Origin of the sequence: Pseudoalteromonas sp. SCSIO 43201, assembly GCF_023716725.1 — a bacterium.
Lineage (GTDB): Bacteria > Pseudomonadota > Gammaproteobacteria > Enterobacterales > Alteromonadaceae > Pseudoalteromonas > Pseudoalteromonas peptidolytica.
On the sequence record NZ_CP072683.1, the window covers coordinates 3,074,860 to 3,096,802 of the forward strand.

Annotated in this window: 18 protein-coding genes; 8 read left to right on the plus strand and 10 right to left on the minus strand. The window is 41.8% G+C overall.

Annotated elements, in window-relative coordinates:
* Positions 1 to 391 precede the first annotated feature (391 nt).
* Positions 392 to 1,723 (plus strand): tetratricopeptide repeat protein, encoded by a 1,332-nt coding sequence (locus tag J8Z24_RS13255; RefSeq protein ID WP_252094821.1) that lies wholly within the window; start codon positions 392 to 394, stop codon positions 1,721 to 1,723.
* An 83-nt stretch (positions 1,724 to 1,806) separates the two neighbouring features.
* Positions 1,807 to 2,376, plus strand: a complete 570-nt coding sequence (efpL, locus tag J8Z24_RS13260) for an elongation factor P-like protein EfpL (protein WP_099641735.1) — start codon at positions 1,807 to 1,809, stop codon at positions 2,374 to 2,376.
* An 83-nt stretch (positions 2,377 to 2,459) separates the two neighbouring features.
* On the opposite strand, the gene J8Z24_RS13265 is transcribed toward efpL, so the two are convergent.
* The 5 genes from J8Z24_RS13265 to sixA all read right to left on the minus strand — a co-directional run bounded on the left by J8Z24_RS13265 (position 2,460) and on the right by sixA (position 7,947).
* Positions 2,460 to 3,305 (minus strand): DNA ligase, encoded by an 846-nt coding sequence (locus tag J8Z24_RS13265; RefSeq protein ID WP_176032004.1) that lies wholly within the window; start codon positions 3,303 to 3,305, stop codon positions 2,460 to 2,462.
* Positions 3,306 to 3,571: 266 nt separating this feature from the next.
* Positions 3,572 to 4,225 (minus strand): HAD family hydrolase, encoded by a 654-nt coding sequence (locus J8Z24_RS13270; RefSeq protein ID WP_176032005.1) that lies wholly within the window; start codon positions 4,223 to 4,225, stop codon positions 3,572 to 3,574.
* A 22-nt stretch (positions 4,226 to 4,247) separates the two neighbouring features.
* Positions 4,248 to 4,547: a hypothetical protein gene (locus J8Z24_RS13275; protein WP_125251605.1), complete on the minus strand. Its 300-nt coding sequence runs from the start codon at positions 4,545 to 4,547 to the stop codon at positions 4,248 to 4,250.
* Positions 4,548 to 4,631: 84 nt separating this feature from the next.
* Positions 4,632 to 6,941: a TonB-dependent receptor gene (locus J8Z24_RS13280; protein WP_128731636.1), complete on the minus strand. Its 2,310-nt coding sequence runs from the start codon at positions 6,939 to 6,941 to the stop codon at positions 4,632 to 4,634.
* Positions 6,942 to 7,485: 544 nt separating this feature from the next.
* Entirely contained in the window at positions 7,486 to 7,947 is a 462-nt protein-coding gene (gene sixA / locus J8Z24_RS13285) for a phosphohistidine phosphatase SixA (RefSeq protein WP_128731635.1), read from the minus strand.
* A 343-nt stretch (positions 7,948 to 8,290) separates the two neighbouring features.
* Between sixA and J8Z24_RS13290 the strand changes: the two genes are divergently transcribed.
* Both J8Z24_RS13290 and J8Z24_RS13295 read left to right on the plus strand, forming a co-directional pair.
* Positions 8,291 to 10,960: an insulinase family protein gene (locus tag J8Z24_RS13290; RefSeq protein ID WP_252094822.1), complete on the plus strand. Its 2,670-nt coding sequence runs from the start codon at positions 8,291 to 8,293 to the stop codon at positions 10,958 to 10,960.
* A 237-nt stretch (positions 10,961 to 11,197) separates the two neighbouring features.
* Positions 11,198 to 13,435, plus strand: coding sequence for a putative bifunctional diguanylate cyclase/phosphodiesterase (locus tag J8Z24_RS13295; protein WP_128731633.1), 2,238 nt, complete (start codon positions 11,198 to 11,200; stop codon positions 13,433 to 13,435).
* Between the two features lie 224 nt (positions 13,436 to 13,659).
* Here the strand turns inward: J8Z24_RS13295 and J8Z24_RS13300 are convergent, their stop codons facing one another.
* Positions 13,660 to 13,851 carry a hypothetical protein gene (locus tag J8Z24_RS13300; RefSeq protein WP_125251600.1) on the minus strand — a complete coding sequence of 64 codons (192 nt, stop codon included), beginning with the start codon at positions 13,849 to 13,851 and terminating at the stop codon, positions 13,660 to 13,662.
* Positions 13,852 to 14,455: 604 nt separating this feature from the next.
* Here J8Z24_RS13300 and J8Z24_RS13305 point away from each other — a divergent pair.
* Both J8Z24_RS13305 and J8Z24_RS13310 read left to right on the plus strand, forming a co-directional pair.
* A complete protein-coding gene (locus J8Z24_RS13305; protein WP_125251599.1) occupies positions 14,456 to 14,851 on the plus strand; it encodes an MmcQ/YjbR family DNA-binding protein in 396 nt (131 codons plus the stop codon).
* Between the two features lie 132 nt (positions 14,852 to 14,983).
* On the plus strand, positions 14,984 to 16,003 hold the full coding sequence (locus tag J8Z24_RS13310) for a 6-phosphofructokinase (protein WP_252094823.1): 1,020 nt from the start codon (positions 14,984 to 14,986) through the stop codon (positions 16,001 to 16,003).
* Between the two features lie 237 nt (positions 16,004 to 16,240).
* Here J8Z24_RS13310 and nhaD read toward each other — a convergent pair whose 3' ends face one another.
* Positions 16,241 to 17,689: a sodium:proton antiporter NhaD gene (gene nhaD, locus J8Z24_RS13315; protein WP_147390813.1), complete on the minus strand. Its 1,449-nt coding sequence runs from the start codon at positions 17,687 to 17,689 to the stop codon at positions 16,241 to 16,243.
* Positions 17,690 to 17,830: 141 nt separating this feature from the next.
* On the opposite strand from nhaD, the gene J8Z24_RS13320 reads away from it, so the two are divergent.
* A complete protein-coding gene (locus J8Z24_RS13320) occupies positions 17,831 to 18,517 on the plus strand; it encodes a 2OG-Fe(II) oxygenase (protein ID WP_176032009.1) in 687 nt (228 codons plus the stop codon).
* A 1-nt stretch (position 18,518) separates the two neighbouring features.
* Here the strand turns inward: J8Z24_RS13320 and J8Z24_RS13325 are convergent, their stop codons facing one another.
* Entirely contained in the window at positions 18,519 to 19,454 is a 936-nt protein-coding gene (locus tag J8Z24_RS13325; RefSeq protein WP_176032010.1) for a polyprenyl-phosphate transporter, read from the minus strand.
* Positions 19,455 to 19,575: 121 nt separating this feature from the next.
* Between J8Z24_RS13325 and J8Z24_RS13330 the strand changes: the two genes are divergently transcribed.
* A complete protein-coding gene (locus J8Z24_RS13330) occupies positions 19,576 to 20,418 on the plus strand; it encodes a DUF3530 family protein (protein ID WP_176032011.1) in 843 nt (280 codons plus the stop codon).
* Here the strand turns inward: J8Z24_RS13330 and djlA are convergent.
* Together djlA and murU are read right to left on the minus strand one after the other, a co-directional pair.
* The gene (gene djlA / locus J8Z24_RS13335; protein ID WP_176032012.1) at positions 20,415 to 21,257 is read right to left on the minus strand and encodes a co-chaperone DjlA; all 843 of its coding nucleotides are present in this window, start codon (positions 21,255 to 21,257) and stop codon (positions 20,415 to 20,417) included. The two genes, J8Z24_RS13330 and djlA, sit on opposite strands and share 4 nt — an antisense overlap.
* Positions 21,247 to 21,939, minus strand: a complete 693-nt coding sequence (gene murU, locus J8Z24_RS13340; RefSeq protein WP_252094824.1) for an N-acetylmuramate alpha-1-phosphate uridylyltransferase MurU — start codon at positions 21,937 to 21,939, stop codon at positions 21,247 to 21,249. Before murU ends, djlA begins: the two co-directional genes overlap by 11 nt.
* Positions 21,940 to 21,943: the final 4 nt, after the last annotated feature.

Consider the following 21,943-nt stretch of genomic DNA (forward strand, 5'->3'; position numbering starts at 1 on the left):
CCCGATTGTCTGTGTATCAAAAATGTTTCTTTTTCTACCTTTTCTTTGGGCAAACAAAGAAAAGGTAGTCGTAACCCATGGATGGGCGTCGAAACCAGTCAAAAGGACAACAAACCAACACCATAAGACTTCAAAGATTACTACCCCTTCTCTGCTTTTCGTTTCGGCTATATGTTAACAACTAGCGACCTTTGTCGATTGAGGTTATTTTGACCACAAAAAAACGTTGCGACAAAACAAAATCTTAACAATTCAATGATGTAGATTTCGCCAGAACCCTGTATTATTAAGTGGTAATAAGTTGGGAGCAGGCAGTCTGTATACCGACTCAGTAGATACCAAAATAAACAACTGTGCTTAATGGAACTTTTTGCGTGAATGGAATGATATTATGATCAAGAAAACCGCCATCATCATTGCGATATTAGCAGCTATCAGCGGCTGTAAATCGCTGGTTTATAAAGGCAATAAACTTTACGAAGCGGGAATGTACCGCCAAGCGGCGGAGTACTATTCACAAGCTCTAGCAGAAGATCCTGAAGATCTTGAAGCAAAGCAAGGTTTAACACTCGCGAGAGATAAGCTGATAGACAAAGGATTGATTGATGTTCGCATGCTACGTTTGGCGAATAATTATACTGCCGCAGCTACCAGACTAGAAGAAATTGTGAGAAATCAAGCAGAGTGGCAAATGAAGCCAAATGGTGCAATGGCAAATACCCAAAGAGAAGAACTTGATTACGCCAGGCAATGGCTACTTGACGAAGCCGGTTCATTGTCTAACACGCCCTACCCAGATAGGTTTAAGTTATTTGAACACAACCACCGTCATTTGATCAGTAACGCGCAATTAGCAAGCGCCATGAGCAGCTATTATGACACGCTAAGCACCCAAGCAAAAAAGAAGTGCAATACGCTCGCAAAGCAGGTCAGCGGACAGCGCTTCTATTTAAAAAGCTTCACTGAAAAGTACTGTTTAGCATGGCAAACCCCAAAACGTTTAACGGTAGATAAGCAAGACACCAGTCGTTATTTTGCAATGAATATACGTGAACGTATTGATATTGGTCTACGGTTTGGCAATTCCATTAAAGGGCAATATGGCGCTTTTATTTCTGACCTTAATGCGACTTTCAATAATAGCCTGTGGTTTTACAATCAAGGTGCTCAACAACTCTCGTTAACATTGTATGCTGACGCCGATTATTATCGTGTCAGTAATCAACATATTCAACGAAAACATTATCAGCAGGAAGTTGAGCGCACAGATCCTAATAATCCCGATAAAACCCACACCACCGAAGTCACTAGAGAGTTTGCATACCCAGTCACTGTCTATGATGAGAAATTTGACATTAATATTAGCTATGAAGCCAATTTAGCTAGTCGTTATATCAAAGGGAATGCCAGCGATAGCAAACAAAACAAAACTCGCTCACATCAGGCTGATTTTGAGCAGCTTGATATTACACCGCTATCTCCGGATTTTCTTAACCTTGCTCACATCACTGAAAAGACTTTAGATGGATTAATTGAGCAGTTTTCTCAAGATTTAACTTTAACTTGGAAGCAAAACTACTGTGGTCAAGCACTTGGTACCAATAAGGGTGAAAATATTTTACGATGCGCAAAATTAGAACCAAAACACGACTATATTAACCGCTGGTTTGATCAGCACTTTGGCGTAAAGTACGCGGACATGAAAACTTTATACGGTATTTAAGGTTTTCAGATCGCTTTGAACCTCGCCAAAATGTCGAAAAATGATTATATTGTGCCAACTTTATTTGTATTAGGAAGCAAGCTATGCCAAAGGCAAGTGAAATAAAAAAACATGCCGCGATCGAGTACAATGGTCGTGTAATGATTGTTCGTGATATTGAACGTTCAGTACCACAAGGTCGTGCTGGTGGAAGCCTGTACCGCATGCGTATGTACGATGTTGTAGATAACTCAAAAGTCGATGAAACCTTCAAAGCGGAAGAAATGCTAACTTTAGCCGACCTAAATCGCCGTCCTGCAATGCTATCGTACGTTGATGGTGACGAATACGTATTTATGGACGAAGAAGACTACACCCCTTACCACTTAAACAAAGACTCGATTGCAGAGCAACTGTTGTTTATTGATGAGTCAACCAAAGGTTTGTCTGTTGTTGTGGTGCAAGGGATGCCAGTTTCTATCGACTTACCTTCAAGTGTAGAGCTTGTAATTGAAGATACTTCTCCTTCAATCAAAGGTGCCTCTGCGAGTGCAAGAACAAAGCCCGCAACACTGACTACAGGTCTTGTTGTTCAGGTTCCTGAGCACATTTCTAGTGGTGACAAGATTAAGATCAATACTGCTGAGTCTAAATTTATGGGCCGCGCAGAATAAGCCAACTTCTTTGATAGCGAGCTACCCTCGCTATCTTCCCTACTATTTTCTACTATCTGTTATGCCACAAATGCCACCATATTTCATGGTGTTATAACTGGTCTCACTCTTAAAAAACGTGCAAAACGGGGCTTACCAAACTTTGTAAAGCCTTGATATCGATACGTCACTTGACTGCCTATTGGAGGCGGCGATGCCCTTTGCTCGTCACTAAAGCCTGACCCTATTCTAAATTCATTTCCATGAGCATCTCTCACTAACAAAGCCCCCATCATCCCTCGATATTTTCCCTTACCAGGTAGGTGTTTAATCACTATCGCCTCATCATCCAAGTGAGGTTTGTATTTCAATAGATTTTTCGTTCGCCCATCTTCATGTTTTGCTGTTTTCGAGTGTAATATAACCCCTTCACCACCGCGTTTTAACACGCCATGATAATAGTCATTAAGCATTTCAACAGAGGTAAACACATTTTGTTCAACTGGCTTAACATGTGCCACTTGAATAACGTTTATTAGCTTAACATAGCGCTCGTACCGCTTTTGAAATTCCTCTTTAGGATCTGGCGCATCAAACACATAATAGGTAACTTGACGCCAATGCTCCTCATTTGGAGCGTGTCGCCTAGCCACTGCACTGACAAATGCAAAGTTGTTATACCCTGCCCACAACTCACCATCTAACCAAACGCTCGGTAACTTTTGGGTAAACCACTTTGGCGCATTAATAGCATGACCACCACGAGTAAGTAGTTGATGACCATTCCAAATGGCTCGAACTCCATCAAACTTTTCACTTACCAGATATGCAGATATATCCTCATCACCTTGATATATCGAAGCAAGTTGGATTTTTTTATGGACTTCACTTCCATGTATATATTGAGAAAAACAAAGTAGGAAAAATAGTACGTACAGGTAACATCTCATAGCACATTCCTTTGCAGTGGATATTAAGTTAAGCTCACTTACTACAGTAAACACATAATTCTAGACGAAAAAGCTCAAAAGTAGCCCCTTATACCAATTAGCCGTGATTCTTACCCAATCTGAAGGAGCACACCTGACGCCAACTGGTACTTTACACCCTTAATTTACTTTATGGTGTTGGCATTTCTAATTTAAAGATTACATATAACTTGGCGTTTGTAAAACCGAGTCAGAGTAAATTTAGACTCACAACCTATTGAGCCGGTTTATTCGCTAGCACTGAGCCATTTAAATACCGCTTCTAAGTCGGTAAACAAATGATCAGCATGAATAAAATCTTGCTTACGTGAATGTACGTTTGGTACCACGACCGCAGTTACACCTGCTTCTTTGGCTGACGTAAGCCCAGTATAAGTGTCCTCGATTGCAACAGCCTGATGCGGCGCTATATTTAATGCACTAAGTGCCTTGTTATATGGCTCTGGGTGGGGCTTTGGCTGCGTAACATCATCTTTGCAAATTATCACTGAAAACAGCCCTAAGAGTTGATAGTGATCCAGCACAGGAAGTGCTTCGGCTTTGCTGCTTCCTGTCACAAGTGCAATAGGCACCCGTTTAGCGGTAAGTTCAAGTATTTGTTTCGCATAAGGCATCAACTTGGGGAAAACAGTTGCTGCCCGAGCCACAAATATACGATTTTTATGATCGCACAAAGCTTGAGGTGATGGCTGAAGTTCATGCCGTAATTTCAGCGTCTGAGCTGCTTTTAATGTTGGTACACCTGAGAACTCATCACAAAACTCCAACTCAGTATAATGAATATTGTCCTGAGCAAGTACTGTCATCCAACTTTGATAATGGAGTGCTTCTGAGTCAACCAGTGTGCCGTCAAAATCAAATAAAACTGCCTGATAGCGCATCACAACACTCCTAATAGATTATTTAGCTGTTTAGACCCGCAGGTGGCTCAGCAGTGGCTTCTTCGCCTGTTTCAACTTCTACTAAGGTATACCCACGTGGCTGTCGAATTACTTTTAGAATTGGTTTATCAAATGCTGACTTGAGTCGCTCTGCATCTGCTTGTAGCTCTTCTAATGTGCGCCCAAAAGGTGCTGCGCCTGTTTCAGACCAGTTCGTAACTTTACCGTTGAGATTATATTCTACCTCATGGATCTGATATAAAGCTGCCTCTTCTTTGGTCGCTTCACAATATATCACTCGATAGTTCCAAAAACCTGACATATCCACTCCTATCATAAAAATTTCATTAAAAAAGCCCGCTTAATGCGGGCTTTAGTTATTCTATTATAATCACTGTAGCATGAATTAGAAGAATTTCACTTTGAATTCAGCTCCAATGAAGCGCGCTTCATTCAGCATACCCGTGTTATTGTTAAAATCTACACCACCAATAACAACTTGCTCGTCAAATAAGTTACGAACAAACGCTGATACTTCGTATTCATTATCACCAGAGAACCACAGATAGCCTGTACGTAAACCAGTTTCAAATAGAGCTTCACCTTCAAACTCTACCGATTTGTACAAGAAGAAATCGATCTCGCTACGGTAAGACATATCACCATATACAAAGAACTCACCACCTTCTAACTCTTTCGTGTAGCGAAGGGTCGCGTTAGCAATCCACTCTGGTGCATGAGGTAAGCTGTTACCATCCAAAATAGCACGAGCTTCAGGGCCGTTCGCTCCATTTACCATATAAGTTGGATCAGTTACCGTACATTGTGCACAAACTGCAACAGCTAAACTATCATCCTCTAGCTCGGTATTATTGTAGCTCAAGTTAAAGGTAGCATTTAGTTCGTCAGTTAGTACCCACTCAGTATCCAACTCAAAGCCGTATCCTGTGGTTTTGTCAGTGTTGATAAGGCGGTTAAAGTTAGCGCCACCACCCACAGCGGTAAGCTGCTGGTCATCCATTTGATAGTAGAAAACCGTCGCGTTTACACGGCCTTGACCATCTAACACGTCAGATTTAATACCCGCTTCGATTGAATTAGTTGTTTCTGATTCAGCAACTGTTACTTCATCACCAAATAAGATACGACCCTGAACACTTGGTGCACGGAAGCCATTTGCAATGCGGCCAAATAAGTTAACGTCGTCAGTCAGTTTATATGTCGCACTTAAATCCCAACTCACATGACTATCACTTGGGTTGGCAGTATCGTCAAGTACGTCTGGTGAACCATTCCAAGGCGTTGGGTTTTTAGTACGCTTAGCGTAAAACTCTTTTTCATCATCAGAGTAACGTAGGCCAGCTGTTACTTTTAAATCATCCGAAACCGTGTAGTCGAATGAACCAAATATCGCCCATGCTGACGTGTCTTGATCTTGATAGGCGTAGCCATTTTGCGCGCCATACTGGCCTAAGCCTTGATCATACGCGAATGTATCAAAGCTGTAACTTTCAATAGTGAGATCTTCTTCATATAGGAAAAGACCAACTTGATAGTTATAGTCACCAGAGAAGTTACTTGATAAGCGAAGCTCTTGTGTATACTGATTATGATCTGGAATAACATCAGCAGTTTCAGAAGCAAACGGTATTAAGCCTGGCCCTTGGTATCCAACGAAATCAAGATTGGCACCATAGCCACCATCAACATCTGCACGAGAGTAGATTTCTGCACTTTCCCATGCTGTGATCGAAGTCACTGTGTGCTCCGGGAGATCCCACTCAAGTTTTAAACTTAGACCTTGTGTTTCAACTTGTTGTGTCGAACGAGATGCAGCATCATGATAAACAACGTCATTGTCGTAAAGCGGGTTAATATTATTTGAGCCTGCTTCGATTAAGTTAGCACGAAATGCAATTGGACGACCATCAAGGTCTCGGTAGTGGTAGTTTAGGAGGCCGGTGAAATCATCACCTTCATATAAAAACTGTAAACGTACCGCTTGCTCACTATATCCACCTAGGACGTCATTTTGTTCAAAGCCAGGTGCTTTAACATCGATATAATCTTCTTGCTCCTGCCATAATGCAGAAATACGAGTAGATAAGCGGTCAGTTACCGAGCCACCAACAGCACCTTCAAAGTCAACAGCACCACGGCTGCCATACGAAAGCGCTGCATAGCCATCAAATTCTTGGCTTGGTTTTACTGTATCAAACTTCACTAGACCCGCAGGTGTGTTACGACCAAACAAGGTACCTTGTGGGCCACGTAATACTTCGATACGAGCAATATCAAATACAGGGAAACCTTTTAAGATTGGGTTTTCTTGAACAACTTCATCGACAACCAAAGACACAGGTTGTGAAGCATTCAGATCGAAATCTGTATTTCCTAAACCACGGACATAAAATCGTGGGAAAGTACGGCCAAATGAAGATTCTACCGATAAGCTCGGGATCTTGGCGTTCATAAAGCGAATGTCCATACCCGCGGAGCTGTAAGCATTCAAATTATCTCCTTGCAGCGCAGATACTGACACAGGAACTTCCTGTGCATTTTCTACACGTTTACGAGCAGTAATTTGGATAACTTCTAATTGATTAGACTTGGCTTGCTCTTCTTCAGCAAGTGCAGAGAATGAAGTACCTGCCACAGCAGAGAACAACGTAGCATTAATAAGCGTAGCTAACGTGGATCTTTTCATTGCTTTCATGTTGGTTTTCGACCTTTTAGTGCACTCTTTGTTCAACGGTTTAAATTTGGGCGCCGTTTCACTTTGGCGTGAACGTTCAATTTTTCGCGATTCGAATAAGATAACGCGGACCTTGCAGTTGAGAGTGCGATACAACTTTGCAAGGCTGAACGAGACGGCGGTAATTATAGCAGGTAAATTTTACTTTGCTTGTTAAACCGGACTAAAAAATCAATTTTTTTGCAACTTTTAGCGATGTTAGCTGACAGTTTACAACATTTAGCAACAAAAAACCAAAAAATGAGGACATTTGTCCTTTTAAATTAAAGCAATGCTAGTTCTAAAAAAACAACTTTACCGATAACAGAACCATAACATAGCGGTCGAGACTATGCAGATTACTTGTACAATATAGTTTGCGCCCAAACAAAATATATTGACCAAACGGGTGCTTTGCAGTGCCAATACTACGACACTGCCGTTATGATAAGGTTCAATAAAAATTAAAAAGAGGACATTAGACCGATTATTGCTAACTTTTCTGCGTCAGTGACAAATCGCCTTGCTATGGCAACTGCATGGAAATGAATTCTGCTCGACCTGTTTCTTCGCTATACTCCAGCACAGCGACCGCTGCGGTAGAAAAGATAGGCATAGTGTCAGGACACAAACAGTCAACAAGGTAGCTGACTATCGGCATATGTGCGACCAACAGCCAAGTCTGATGTTCTGGGTGCATGGATATGAGTGTTTCGAGATAATCTGTAGCTGTGTTTGCAGAACCACTGGGAACAATATCTGCACAGGTTTCAACAAATTGCGGCGACTGGAAGGAAAATACCTGCTCGGCCGTTTGCTGGGCTCGTGTATATGGACTAACCAAGGCCGCATCAATCTTAAAGTGTTGTTCCAGCCATTGCCCCATGTCTTTTGCTTGTTTTAAACCTAGCTGTGTCAGCGCCCTACTGGCATCATCAGCCTGCATAGCTTGCGCTTCACCATGACGCATAATCAAGATAGTCTTCATACTATTTAGCACCTTTTCTGCACTACTCTACATTTATACGTATTAACACTTGCACCATACCCGTTTCAGTTTCGGCGTCTTTTAACACAAAGCATGCTCTTCTTTCGCTTTTGTGTTAGTTAATACAGCTAGGCCTGATGACTCTGTAAAATATATTTCTCTAGACCACTACTTAAACCTTGGTCTAAACAATGCCAACGTTAGGATGGCTAACATTATTTTCTTGAAACCAGTAGCTATCTAGCCAGTTTGTTCGCTATATTAAAACAAATGAAGGATTAACATGAAATGAAATTTGCATCACCTTCACCTTTCTTTTAACTAATTTATCGGCAGCAGCATATTGAAACTGAGTAATAATGATAGTCGGCAGTACCAATTCTTAACACTGGACAATGGTCTTAGAGTTTTGTTGATTAATGATGAGTCAACAGCCAAGAGTGCCGTATCGTTAACAGTTAATGTTGGCCATTTTGATGACCCAGAAGACCGTCAAGGTATGGCTCACTTTTTAGAGCATATGCTATTTCTCGGAACTATTGAGCACCCTGACTCGGGTGGCTTTTCTCAGTTTATTAGCCAATATGGCGGTCAGAGCAATGCCTGGACAGGAACCGAGCACTCTAGCTATTATTTCGATTGCGATGCGGAGCGATTAGAAGAAGCCTTAGAGCGCTTTAGTCAGTTTTTTGTGTCTCCTTTATTAAGTGAAGGTGATACAGAAAAGGAACGTGAAGCCATTGACGCTGAATTCAAAATGAAAATCAAAGACGATGGCCGCCGTATTTACCAGGTACATAAAGAAACCATCAATCCAGCCCACCCTTTCGCTAAGTTTTCAGTAGGTACCCGAGATACGCTAGCTGACCGAGGGGATAATATCGCATCCGAACTCAGGGCATTTTTTAATGCGCACTATCAAGCACAATGGATGACGCTTGTTATTGCTGCCCCTCAACCATTAGCAACCTTAAAACAATATAGCCTTCCTTTTGGTAATATTGTTGGCTCACAGGAGCAAAAACAAGCCATACAAGTACCAATGTACCGTCAGAGTGACTTACAACTCGAGTTACAAATAAAGCCGCGAAAGCACATGCAGAAGCTTATTGTGAGTTTTGCAATGCCAAACCCTGAAGATCTATACAAACACAAAAGCGTTAGCTTTCTGGCACACTTATTGGGTTACGAGGGAAAGGGATCGTTATATTCCATTTTAAAATCCCAAGGGTGGATCAACGCCTTGTCTGCGGGCGGTGGGATCACAGGTAGTAATTTTCGTGATTTCAACATCAGCTTTGCACTCACCGATGAGGGAATAGAGTACTATGAAGACATCGTTGAAATGCTGTTCGAGTATTTGGCATTAATCAAACAAAACACCGCTGCACTACCACGCCTTTACCAGGATAAAAGTACATTATTAGATATTGCATTCGATAACCAAGAAGTAGGACGCATGCTAGATTGGGTTAACTCAATTAGCGTTAACATGCATCATTACTCTGAAGCGGACTTCTTATACGGTGATTATCGTATGGACGGCTTCAGTCAAGCGCATCATGAAAAGCTACTCTCGTATTTGTGTCCAACAAACATGCGGTTAGTGCTGATCCACCCTGATGTTGAAGTCAGTCACAAGGCAAAGTGGTACAACACACCGTACAGCGTCACCACGATTGCGAAAGAATGGATTGAATCACTATATAATGTGCATATGCCATTGCCTCAAATGTCACTGCCTTCGATTAATCCATACCTCAGTGCTAAAAACCCACTTCATGCTGTGGAATACGAGCAAGACAAACCCGTTCGATTAGCCGACCAACCAGGATTTGAGTTTTGGTTTAAACAAGATACCACCTTTAGGGTTACAAAAGGACATTTCTATCTCGAAATAGACTCTGCACCGTCAGTGACCTGCCACAAGCATATGGCGCTTTCGAGACTATTTGCAGACCTTTTTATGGATGCCGTCGCTGAACGATTTTACAGTGCTGAACTCGCTGGGCTCAGTTATCACATCAACTCTCATCAAGGTGGGTTAACATTACACACTGCGGGGCTAACAGGTAATCAGATCACGTTAGTGCTTGAGTTAGTTGAAGCTTTGCTTCATCAACCTATCCATGCAGCCCGCTTTGCCGAGTACAAAAAGCAGCTTATTCGGCACTGGAAAAATCATAATAAAAACAAACCTGTGAGTGAACTCTTCAGCTGCCTTGGAGCACATTTAATGCCATGGAATCCAAGCCCTGAAGACCTAGCCATCGCTTTAAAAAGTGCAAGCTTCAATGAGTTTCAATTGTTTCGAAAGCAGTTTTTCTCTGCCATTCACGTAAAAGCGTTTATGCATGGCAACTGGCAACGTCGCCATGCAGAAAAACTAAAAACTTCTGTTCATGGGCTATTTTCCAATAGTGAAATTCTGGATGACTTAAAACGTCCGCTTAATGAGATTAACCGTGTTGAGGGTATACAAATTCAACGTGAAGGCAACGATCATGCCTTCATTGAATATTTTCAATCACAAACTAATTCCGTAGAAGAAAAAGTAACCTTGATGGCGATCAACAACTTACTAAATCAAGATTACTTTGAGCAATTAAGAACAAAAGAACAACTTGGTTACTTAGTTGGTGCAGGCTATGCCCCCTTTAATACCCGTGCAGGTGTGGCGTTTTATATTCAATCACCAAACTTCAATAGTGAGCACCTACTTACTAGACATAGCGCGTTTTTAAAAACGTTTGCTAAACAGCTGCGAGAGTGTGACGAAGCTAGCTGGCAACGTTCAAAAGAGAGCTTACTATTACAAATCTCTGAAAAAGATAAAAACCTACGATTAAGGGCACAGCGATTGTGGATCTCGATCACTAATGACTTCCACCAATTTGATATGCAATGCCGGTTAATTGCAGCTTTAGACAAATTGGAGCGCTCAGATGTGGTTGCTTATGTTGATAATATGCTCAAACCAGACTCTCCAAGGTTAGTTTTACAATGTAACTAGAGCTTTGTTGCCATACTTACTGTGACTTTTCTCATTTATTTGGTACCTCAAAGCGTACATTTTATGCAATAAAGTGTGCGCATTAATCCTCTATCGTAATGAATTTCATCCAAAGTTTTGTTTATCTAATGTTAAAAAGCAGAATCAACCTGAATTTTACCTTAATCAACGTTTTCTTTTTGACTACTACGCGGGCTTGATTTAGATTAGAGATCGCAATGATGAGTTACGCATTTTATGAGCAAACAAATAAAAACAATAATAATCAGTACAATACTATTCACTCTTACACCGTTTACTGCGGTCGCCAGTGACATTAGTGTATTGACGTATGCTCAACTTGCTTGGCTCATCCCTTTTATTCTTGCACTGCTCAGTATCCCTTATTTAGTCTGGTCTAATCATCAACTAAAAAAGTCCACCATTGAACTAAAACATACCGAACAACGATTTAAAAGTACCATAGAAGGTAGCGGTGATACTCTATGGGATTGGAATATCCAATCTGGTGAGATTGTTCGGATAAATGACAAATATGGGATGAACTCAGCAAAACCAGGTAACATCATTCCCAATCAGCATCGGATCCATCCTCAAGATCTGTTAATTGTTGAAAAGTTAATGAAGCAACATTTCGCAGAAAAAACCCCATTTTTTGAAGCCAGCTATCGTATTAAGGATGAGTTAGGACAATATCATTGGGTTTTAGATAGAGGTAAAATTATTGAAAAAGACACGAACCTAAATCCACTTAGAATGACAGGTACGGTTCGAGATATTGGCCACTTTAAGAGCACCGAAGAAAGGCTTAATTTATTCGCTAAGTGCGTTGAATCCCTTACGGATGCCATTGCAATATATGACAAAGACTATAACTTAGTTGATCTCAACCCAAGCTATCTAAAATTATTTGGGGGACAACGTGAGCACTATATCAATAAGCCTTTTAACTTACCTGGCTATGACAATAAATTTGTTACGCAAGTAAAATCGCAACTTAGTCAAACGGAACACTGGCAAGAAGAATTAAAGCTTCGAAACGCGGCTGATGTGCTACTTCCCATTGAAATTACCATAGATGAAATTAAAAATAATCATGGCCAAATTAGTAACTATGTGGTGGTGTATTCAGATTTAACAGAGCGCAAAAAAGCTGAATCACAGCTTCATAATTTATCTAACCGCGATCGCACCACAGGTTTACCCAACCGGAATCTATTTTTTACTAACCTACAAAAACTTTCACAGCAAGGCACGCACCACGCCCTTTTGGTTTTTGATTTAGACAACTTCAAAAAAATCAACGATTCTCTTGGACACCAGCTTGGTGATACCCTGCTTGCAAAACTCGCTATGCGCTTAAACAAACTAGCGCGTCAACAAGATACATTTTATCGCCTTGGCGGTGATGAGTTTGCTTTGGTCATATCTGGTACCAACGATATTCATACTATTACACGTACTGCTAAGCAGTTTTTAGCAGCGATTGCGACCCCGTTTAAAATTGCTAACCACGAGTTAGTTATCACCTCTTCTGTGGGTATTGTACTGTGCCCCGAGGATGGCAAGTCGCCAGAAAGCTTGTTGAAAAACGCAGATACCGCGATGTATCACGCCAAGCAAAAAGGTAATCATTATTTGTTCTTCAACGATTCTATGAACGAACAAGCGGTAAAACGCTTACAAATAGAAAACCTAATGCGCTACGGCCTAAAAGAAGATCACTTTGTCGTCTACTATCAACCGAAAATGAATATCAAAACAGGTGAGCTAGTTGGAATGGAAGCACTAGTACGCTTTATTACCCCAAAGAAAGGGGTTATCAGCCCCGGTGTATTTATCCCTATCGCGGAAGAAACAGGACAAATAATTGAGATTGGTGAAGTCGTTTTAGACAAAGCGTGCCAAGATGTGAAACGCTGGATTGATAAGGGGCTTTTCAACGGCAGAGTCGCGGTTAACTTATCAGCAAAACAGTTTAGCTTGCCAGATCTCACTACTCGCATCGATATTATCTTGCAAAAAAATCAACTTCCTTCTTATTTTTTGGAATTAGAAATCACAGAAGGTACGGTGATGGATGATCCAAAAGAAGCAATTTCAATAATGCGTTCATTAAGTGCAAGAGGCATACACCTGGCGATGGATGACTTTGGCACAGGCTATTCTTCACTGGCATATCTCAAACAATTTCCACTCAATACACTCAAAGTGGATAAGGCGTTTATTGACGACATGGGCAACGAACGCGGAAAAAATATGGTTGATTCTATTGTCACCATAGCCCACAACCTCGATTTACATGTTGTAGCCGAAGGCGTAGAAAATGAAGTGCAACTGAGTATTTTAGAAGAGCTAAACTGCCAAACAGTGCAAGGTTATTATTACTCAAAGCCGTTATCTAGTAGCGAGTTTGAGCAGTTTTTGAAGCAACATATTCCCAGCGACAAGCCCAACCTACAGCTTGTTCAGTAGTATCGCTTGCAGTTATACCACTGCGCTTACTCAAGCTTGCTATTTTGAGGCAAGAGAATCTTGTTGGTAACTTCGCTAACGCGTCCTGCTATCGCTAAGGTACCTACCCCCATGTAAGCTAGGCAAAAATTTTGCCATTTAGTTGTTCTAAATAAGAAATTTTTAACGCAGTTAGGCGTCAGATTTACTCCTTCAAATTAAGCAAGTATTAAGTCTAATTGGTATTACGCCTTCCACATCACTAGATTGGCACAGCGACGCATCCAAGCTCGACGGTAGTGCACTCGAAATAGTACCAAGGCAGCGGGTCCTGTAAATAATGCCAAGCCCAACCAGCGCTTAATTGGCATGCCCGTAGAGAGGGCTTGAAGATACACAGCAAACATACACAAGATTGAAATAACTACAAAAGCCACTGATACTCCTAAAGTTTTTATCCTACCAAAAAAATAGCCGGGCACATGATGTTGAAGAAACATGGCATTGTTATACCATTTACTAAAGCGGTCATGGAGTCTACACAACGTCCATTATTTGATCAACATGGAAATTATTGTTGCATATTTTTGTATTATTTAATTTAATAGCGGACTCTTTACAGGCATGGCGTTATTTAATGTCGCTGTGTCATAACTTTTCCTAGCAATAGGAAACAGTGACAAGTGGGAAATTTTTAACGCTCAAATAGCAATGATTTCCTAGCTTAGTCCACCTAGGTTATGGAGGAATACTTAGCACAACTTGTAAAGCCAGCTTGATCCTCAATTGGATTTTGAAAGTTAGCTTTTCTAATATTGTAGATGACTGAAATTGTAGTGCTTTTAAACACTGTACTTATTTTAATCGTCAACTGTGAGTGAAACCGATATAAAACTCTCAGTTATTCAATAATTGTCTGCGTTATAACGCCATGGTATAGACTTTCTGATAGTTTTTACTGATAGACGATTACAGTATTATCACAAGAGCTGCTAAACTTACCTTCATGTTGTATTAACTGTTACTTCAAGGACACGGGCTATGGATCAGAAAAGCGTACATGAATATTTGCAGGCCAAGCCTGCAACCTTTATCACCAAACCTTTTGCGCAAGATGTCGATGTGTATAAAGTTCAGCATAAGATGTTTGCCACTCTTACCGAAGGGAAAGAAGGGCAAGTAGACGAAAATGGTGAGCCTGTTTGGTGGTTGAATGTAAAATGCGACCCTGACGAAGCGTTATTGCTTCGAGACAAGTACTCGTCTGTTGTACCTGGTTATCATATGAATAAGCGCCTCTGGAATACGGTTATTTTAGACGGCACTATTCCAGAAGACGAAATAAAGAAAATGATCGATGATTCGTATCAAATTGTTGTCGATAACCTACCTACAGCACAACGTGAAGAACTTGCTAGCAAGATCTCACAGCAATAAAAAGAACGGCATTTGGTTACACTAAATGCCGTTTTTCCTTCCTGATCTCGCTTTTTTTAATATCGATCAACTTGCTAGCAACCCGCACTGATAGTATACATTCAGTAACCAAACTATCGTTCAAGTGATCTTATGACCAAAAGGATAGCAATTCTCACAAGTGGCGGTGACGCACCCGGAATGAACTCTGCAATCAGAGCAATAACCTTAACTTCCGCTAAGCTAGGACTGCAATGTGTTGGTTTTTTGCATGGCTATAATGGCCTTATCAATCAAGAATATATTGAACTCACACCAGATTGTGTGATTGACATTACACAGCGCGGGGGCACTTTGCTTAAAAGTGCACGCTGCGATGCCATGTTAGAAGATACAGGTGTTCAGCAAGCAGCAAATGCGCTTCGCAAACTCCATATAGATGCCCTTATCGTGATAGGTGGTGATGGCTCTTTTCGCGGCATTCATGCGTTATCGGCACACTGGCACGGCCAACTTATTGGGCTTCCTGGCACCATAGACAATGATTTAGCGGGGTGCGATCACACCATCGGTTTTTCTAGCGCAGTGAATACAGCAACTGTCGCAATTGATAAAATTCGTGATACCGCAAATGCGTTTGAACGTGTTTTTATTACTGAAGTAATGGGTCGCCATAGCGGTCATATCGCTTATAACGTAGGTATCGCCACCGGTGCTGAAGCCATACTTTCATTTGAAAACTACACCAAAAGCGACACCGCAAAATTAGTACAACAATTGCAGCGTGCCATTACTGAGCAGCAGCATAAACATGGTAGCTTTTTGATTATACTTGCTGAGAATTTATGGCCAGGTGGAGCCCATGCGCTAAGAGACGCACTTAATGAGCAAAGTAATATTAATTGTGCGTTATGCGTATTAGGACACATTCAGCGCGGTGGCGCCCCTTCAGCAGAGGATAGAATGTTAGCTACAGAGTTAGGCGTAGCAGCTGTTGAAACTGTGTACCAAGCAATACAGCATGACACCTTTCGAGCAGCCACGTTCATGCTAGGTAAAATCAATGGCGTATTAACATCTACCCCAATTTCGACAGTGTTAACACGACAGAAACCGGTTCCTGACTCTTGGGTAAAACGCTATCGAGATTTTTTAGCCGAAGCAGAGTCGTAAGGGGAGACTAGCTCCCCTTATACCAATTTTCTTAATTGAGTGGTCTATTTGAGGCGAGAAAATCGTGTCGATAACTCCGCTACCGCGTCCTGCCATCGCTAAGGTACCTACATCCATATAGGCAAGGCAAAAATTTTGCTATTTAGTTGTTCTAAATAAGAAATTTTTAACGCGGTTAGCGTCAGATCCACTCCTTCAAATTGAGCAAGTATTAAGTCAAATTGGTATTATTACTCACTAGCCAAAAACATCAAATGCTGACTTATTGAGCCACAGGTGACATAAAATACTTGCAATGTATCCAATTAAAATAACAGGCGCCCACTTTAAATGCCCCATGAAGGTATAATAGCCCCTAGCCTGCCCCATCAAAGCGACACCGGCAGCTGAGCCGATAGACAGTAAGCTTCCACCGACACCAGCTGTAAGCGTGATAAGTAGCCAGTGGCCATGTGACATCTCAGGTTGCATGGACAAAACTGCAAACATAACTGGAATATTATCGATAACTGCAGAGATCACCCCAAGTAGAACATTGGCATACGTCGCTGACCATTCACCATACAGCACTTCTGACATCAAACTAAGGTAGCCCAGAAAACCTAACCCCCCCACACACATAACGATGCCATAGAAAAACAGTAAGGTATCCCACTCTGCCCGAGAAACCTTGCTAAAAACGTCAAACGGAACAACACTACCGAGTTTTTCGAGACGCTCTTTGTCTCCTTCTCGCTGCGCCATCGCGCGTTTTCTTGCCAATGAACCTGGTAGTGTCATCCTTAAAAAGTAGCCAAAAAATTGCAGGTAACCTAATCCCATCATCATACCAAGCACAGGGGGTAGGTGTAATAAGCTATGAGCCAGTACGGCAGTTGCAACGGTTAATAAAAATAAGGTTAAGATCCTTAATGCACCACGCTTTAGTTCAACCCGCTCATAGACAGCACTCGGCTTTTTATCTGCCACAAAATAACTCATCACTAAAGCAGGAACGACGTAATTTACGAGTGAAGGAACAAACAGTACCAAAAATTCACTAAAGTGCACCATGCCTGCTTGCCATACCATGAGCGTGGTTATATCTCCAAAAGGGCTAAATGCGCCACCAGCATTGGCTGCAACTACAATGTTGATACAACTTAAGTTGATAAATTCTTTATCTCCTTCCGCTACTTTCATGACAACAGCGCACATCAACAGTGCCGTCGTTAGGTTGTCAGCAATAGGCGAGATAAAAAATGATAAAAACCCAGTGATCCAAAATAGGTTTTTATAACTAAAACCCTTTTGAATCATCCACGCGCGTAACGCATCAAAAAGACGCCGCTCCTCCAACGCATTAATATAAGTCATAGCAACGAGCAAAAAGAGCATTAGCTCAGCAAACTCAAGTAGATTATGTCGAAACGCATGCTCAGTCACGTCTGTCTGGCCTTGGTTTACATAGTATGCACCAATTAACAGCCAGATAACCCCCGCCGCAACCAACACAGGTTTAGACTTTCGCATATGGATTTTTTCTTCCAGCATGACCAAAGTGTAAGCCATGACAAAAATCACAATACAGACGAAACCCAAAGTAGAATTTGTGAGATCTAAGGAGCCTTGAGCAGCCAAGGATGGATACGGGATCAACAACATGACCCATGCGCAACAGAGTAAAAGTAATCCATTGATTTTCATTTTTTTGCCTATTGATGAGTGCAGAGGGATGGCATTTCAACCAAACTCACTTTAGCATAGGTAAAAAATAATCAGCATTGGACAGAAGTCTAAGGCATGCCATGAACACACTAAATGGCTATACATCAGCGGCAGGAATTTATGCTTCAACTTTCAACGCAACAACAACATAGATTACAGCAGGATTTGTGCGAGAAGGGATTTGCCCGAATTGAAAACATTCTCGAACAAACAGCAGCACAGCAATTACACCAATGCTTATCTGAGCTGGACTATCAACTGGCACTTTTCCACAATGGTGCAGCCAAATCAGTTAAAGACAGCGATATTTTAGCCTTGACGCCACAAGAACAACAGGCGCTACTTGAAGACATTCATCACTACGCGTCGCGCGGCGTAGGTTTTATGTATGGCCGTCACTCGGTCGATGCACATAGCCCTGAGTTACTGCAAAGTCTGTATAAAGATTTAAATAGCGAGGTGGTGCAATCCTGCTTTTCACATATCTCAGAACAACAAATCGTGCGTACCTCGGCTCAAGCAACTCGATTTATCGCAGGTCAGTACTTAACACGCCACAATGACGTTGTAGAGGCCGAAGGACGAGTATATGCCTACGTCCTCAGCTTAAGCAAAAATTGGCACCCCGACTGGGGTGGGCTACTACAGTTTTTTGAAGCAGATGGCACACCAACTCATAGTTACGCCCCCAAGTTTAATTCTTTGGTGGTGTTTGATGTCAACAAAATTCACTCAGTAACTTACGTTGCACCATTTGCAAAGTCTCCGCGCCTTTCTGTCACTGGGTGGTTTAGAACGATAGCCTGAGCTAATATTTTTCACTCAGTTTTTCAATTGCTAAAATCAGGGCAAGTCCGGCAATGGCAAGTAACACACAGGCCAAAGTATTTGGATCTTGCCCGTACAGCGTACTGTACTGCTGCGGCAAAATATTTGCTTGCGTCAAGGGCTTTTCAATACCGCTAGAATTAACATAAGTGGTCAGCACTTGCTTCCAAGGCCATAGTAAATTCAGTGATCCGAGTAAAAATCCTGCCAATACCGAAAATGTGACTTGTTGATAATGGCTTAATAACCAACTCAACAGCCTCGAAAATGACATCAACCCAACAACACATCCCAGTAAAAAAAGGCCAACGAGTGTTATTTCAAGTTGATTTACAGCACTCAGTACATGTCCATACATGCCCAGCAATAACAAGATAAAACTACCCGAAATTCCAGGTAAAATCATTGCACAAATGGCGATGGCACCGGAAATAAAAAACATCCAGTGAGATGCTTGCGCTTCCGCTGGCGACAATGACGTAATGACAAAAGCAACCACAGCGCCAGTTACACAGGCCGCAATATTTTTACCGTTCCAGCTCGAGACCTGTTTGGCTACGTAAATAAAAGAAGCGACAATAAGGCCAAAGAAAAATGACCATACCAGTATTTGGTGGTGCGCAAGCAAGTAAGTAATAACTTTAGCCAAAGATGCAGCACTGATAAGTAGCCCTGAAAACACCGCGACTAAAAAGCTACCATCGATATATTGCCATGTAGTTTTTATACCTTCACGGCGCAACAACCCTAATGCTTGCAAATTAACACTTTTTATTGCATTTAAAAAACGCGCATAGATACCAGTGATAAAGGCAATAGTACCACCTGATACTCCGGGTACAACATCAGCAGCACCCATCCCAGCCCCTTTTAAAAACATAAAGAGATAGTCTCGTTTGCTATCTTTGTATTGCACGCATACTCTCCATTTATTTTCTCTATGTGGCAGTTTACCTTAAAACCATAAATAAAGGCGACTGCTAAAGCTTTTGCCAAGTAGGCCGATACTAAACCATGGAAAATCATGTACACGTATTATGCTAAGCAGAGCACTTTTTACATTATTAATTTCAATATCAGTAAGTTGCTTCGCAGCCGAACATATAGCCCCAGCACCGCTAACAGCGCTTTTTCAACAAGATGCACAGCGTTTTTATGAACCAGCGGGGTTACTGGAGCTAAACAGTGAAGAGGAAGTATTTTACGTTTTTCATCAAGAACACATGGCTTCGATGCGGGCAGGTATTGTCATTTTCCTGCCTGATATGCAAATGCCGCCACTTAATAACAGCGGGATCAGTTTCCTTGCTAAGCGCTTGAGTGATGATGGATATGATACGTATACCATCACGCCACCTGATTTGTCCTATGCTGCAAGTCTCTTAGATCAAGATATTGAAACACCAGAAGCTGAGCCAAAGCCGAAATCCGTTGAGCCTGTTTCAGAGATGAACCTAGACAACTATAAAGCCGCGTTAGTCAGTCGTTTTGAAGTGCTCTACAATACGTTATCAATGACACAAACAGAGAAGCTTGTCGTTGTTGCATTTGGCAATAGTGCTGGTGTGTTCGCAGAACATTTAGCAACCTTACCCAACCTTCGTATTGATGCTTACACCGTCGTCAGCCCCCAGCTGCCTAATGCAATGCGACAAAAACACCTAGCATCAAACCTGTCTTTGATAAGCCCCGCTCTTTTGGATATTTACTACAGCTTTGATAACCCAATGGTAATCGATAGCACCGCTGACAGAGTAAGGTGGGCAAGAAAAAATAGTAAGCTAGATTACCGCCAAAGAGAGCTATTTGGGGAAAAAACCGATCCGCTCCAGCACCAGCGCTTACGCAAGGAACTACTCGGTTTTTTACGGATACTTTAGCTTTTTTTAAGGTACTCGTAGGCAGACTGAATATCTTGGCTTTTCCGCTTAGCTACTTCCATCATATGTGTCGGCAGCCCCTGCGATACCAACTTATCCGGATGATGTTGTGACATCAGTTTGCGATACGCCTTTTTAATTTCACCCGCGCTTGCGCTTTCACCTAAGCCAAGCACAGCCAAGGCTTTTGAGCGTGTAAGCCCACTCGGTTGCGGTGCTCCTTGGTGTCCATGATGCTGATGCTGTTGTTGTGACTTTCCAGCTTGTTGGGCACGACGAAACTCAAACTCAGCCTGGTAACGCTTTAGCAAAAACAAAAAATGCGTTTCAGCGAAACCTAAATATTTGCTGACTTGCTTTAGTAACGCTTTTTCAGCGTCTGATACATGACCATCACAAAATGCCATTTGGATTTGAATTTCTAAGAATAATTGCCTTAGATCATAGCGCCGAGCAAACGCTTCTTTAAAATCTGTTACGGCTTCTTTGATTGAAAAGTCACTGCTTTTTCCTGCGGTAAAAGCATGCTGCGCTTCTTTTCGGTCTTCTCCTTGCAACCCCATTTCGGTCATAAATGCTGATGCGGCTTGAATATGAATCTCACTGACACGGCCATTAGACTTAGCAATATGCCCCATAACAGCAAAACAGCTTGAAAAGAACAGAGCTTGTCGTTCGTGCAGCTCATCTCCTTTAATAAAGCCCTGAAAACCACCGACCTTATCAAAATCTTGACGTAAGCTTTTGTCAAACAAATGTCCGAGGTAAAAGCCTAGAATCGCGCCCAACCACCGACCAAACAAAAAACCAAACATGGTTCCTAATAATTTACCCCACATCGCTATATCCTAACTTTTTATTTATTGTGCTTAGTCGCTCAGGAGTACCAATATCGTCCCATTGACCAAGATACAGTTCTGTTGACACTCTATGCTCTGCAAGTGCACTGCGAAGTAGTGGCCCTAACTTAACAAAGCCACGCTCTAGCCCAGCAAAAAAACATTGATGGTAGATACCTATCCCAGAAAATGTATATTGCTCTTGGTTCAAAGGCTGGTGAGCGAGACAAAAGTCACCATTGGGGTTATGTACTGGATTTTCCACTAACACAATATGTGCTTCACAATGTCCAGCGGCTGCTTTTCCAAGTTGTAGCTGAATAAGGCTACGCACATCATAATCGGTAAAAATATCGCCATTTATAACCACAAAGCGGTCGCTATCCTGGCACAGTAACGGTAGTGCTTGAATAATTCCTCCTGCGGTTTCAAGCCCTCCTTCTGGTTCATCACTGTAGGTAATATTTACCCCAAAGTGGCTACCATCACCAAAGTAGTGTTTAATCACCTCACCGTGCCATGCAAGGTTGATTACAACCTCGGTGATACCAGCTAACTTTAGTCGTTCAATGTGATGTTCAATGAGTGGCTTACCCGCTACTTTCAACATCGGTTTGGGCTGTGTCGCTGTAAGTGGCATCATCCGCTTACCACGACCTGCTGATAAAATAATTGCTTTCATATTC

Bases quoted from the DNA above. Each gene is read 5' to 3' on its own strand.
- J8Z24_RS13255 (WP_252094821.1), top strand. From the start codon at position 392: ATGATCAAGAAAACCGCCATCATCATTGCGATATTAGCAGCTATCAGC.
- efpL (WP_099641735.1), top strand. From the start codon at position 1,807: ATGCCAAAGGCAAGTGAAATAAAAAAACATGCCGCGATCGAGTACAAT.
- J8Z24_RS13265 (WP_176032004.1), bottom strand. From the start codon at position 3,305: ATGAGATGTTACCTGTACGTACTATTTTTCCTACTTTGTTTTTCTCAA.
- J8Z24_RS13270 (WP_176032005.1), bottom strand. From the start codon at position 4,225: ATGCGCTATCAGGCAGTTTTATTTGATTTTGACGGCACACTGGTTGAC.
- J8Z24_RS13275 (WP_125251605.1), bottom strand. From the start codon at position 4,547: ATGTCAGGTTTTTGGAACTATCGAGTGATATATTGTGAAGCGACCAAA.
- J8Z24_RS13280 (WP_128731636.1), bottom strand. From the start codon at position 6,941: ATGAAAGCAATGAAAAGATCCACGTTAGCTACGCTTATTAATGCTACG.
- sixA (WP_128731635.1), bottom strand. From the start codon at position 7,947: ATGAAGACTATCTTGATTATGCGTCATGGTGAAGCGCAAGCTATGCAG.
- J8Z24_RS13295 (WP_128731633.1), top strand. From the start codon at position 11,198: ATGAGCAAACAAATAAAAACAATAATAATCAGTACAATACTATTCACT.
- J8Z24_RS13305 (WP_125251599.1), top strand. From the start codon at position 14,456: ATGGATCAGAAAAGCGTACATGAATATTTGCAGGCCAAGCCTGCAACC.
- J8Z24_RS13310 (WP_252094823.1), top strand. From the start codon at position 14,984: ATGACCAAAAGGATAGCAATTCTCACAAGTGGCGGTGACGCACCCGGA.
- nhaD (WP_147390813.1), bottom strand. From the start codon at position 17,689: ATGAAAATCAATGGATTACTTTTACTCTGTTGCGCATGGGTCATGTTG.
- J8Z24_RS13320 (WP_176032009.1), top strand. From the start codon at position 17,831: ATGCTTCAACTTTCAACGCAACAACAACATAGATTACAGCAGGATTTG.
- J8Z24_RS13330 (WP_176032011.1), top strand. From the start codon at position 19,576: ATGCTAAGCAGAGCACTTTTTACATTATTAATTTCAATATCAGTAAGT.
- djlA (WP_176032012.1), bottom strand. From the start codon at position 21,257: ATGTGGGGTAAATTATTAGGAACCATGTTTGGTTTTTTGTTTGGTCGG.
- murU (WP_252094824.1), bottom strand. From the start codon at position 21,939: ATGAAAGCAATTATTTTATCAGCAGGTCGTGGTAAGCGGATGATGCCA.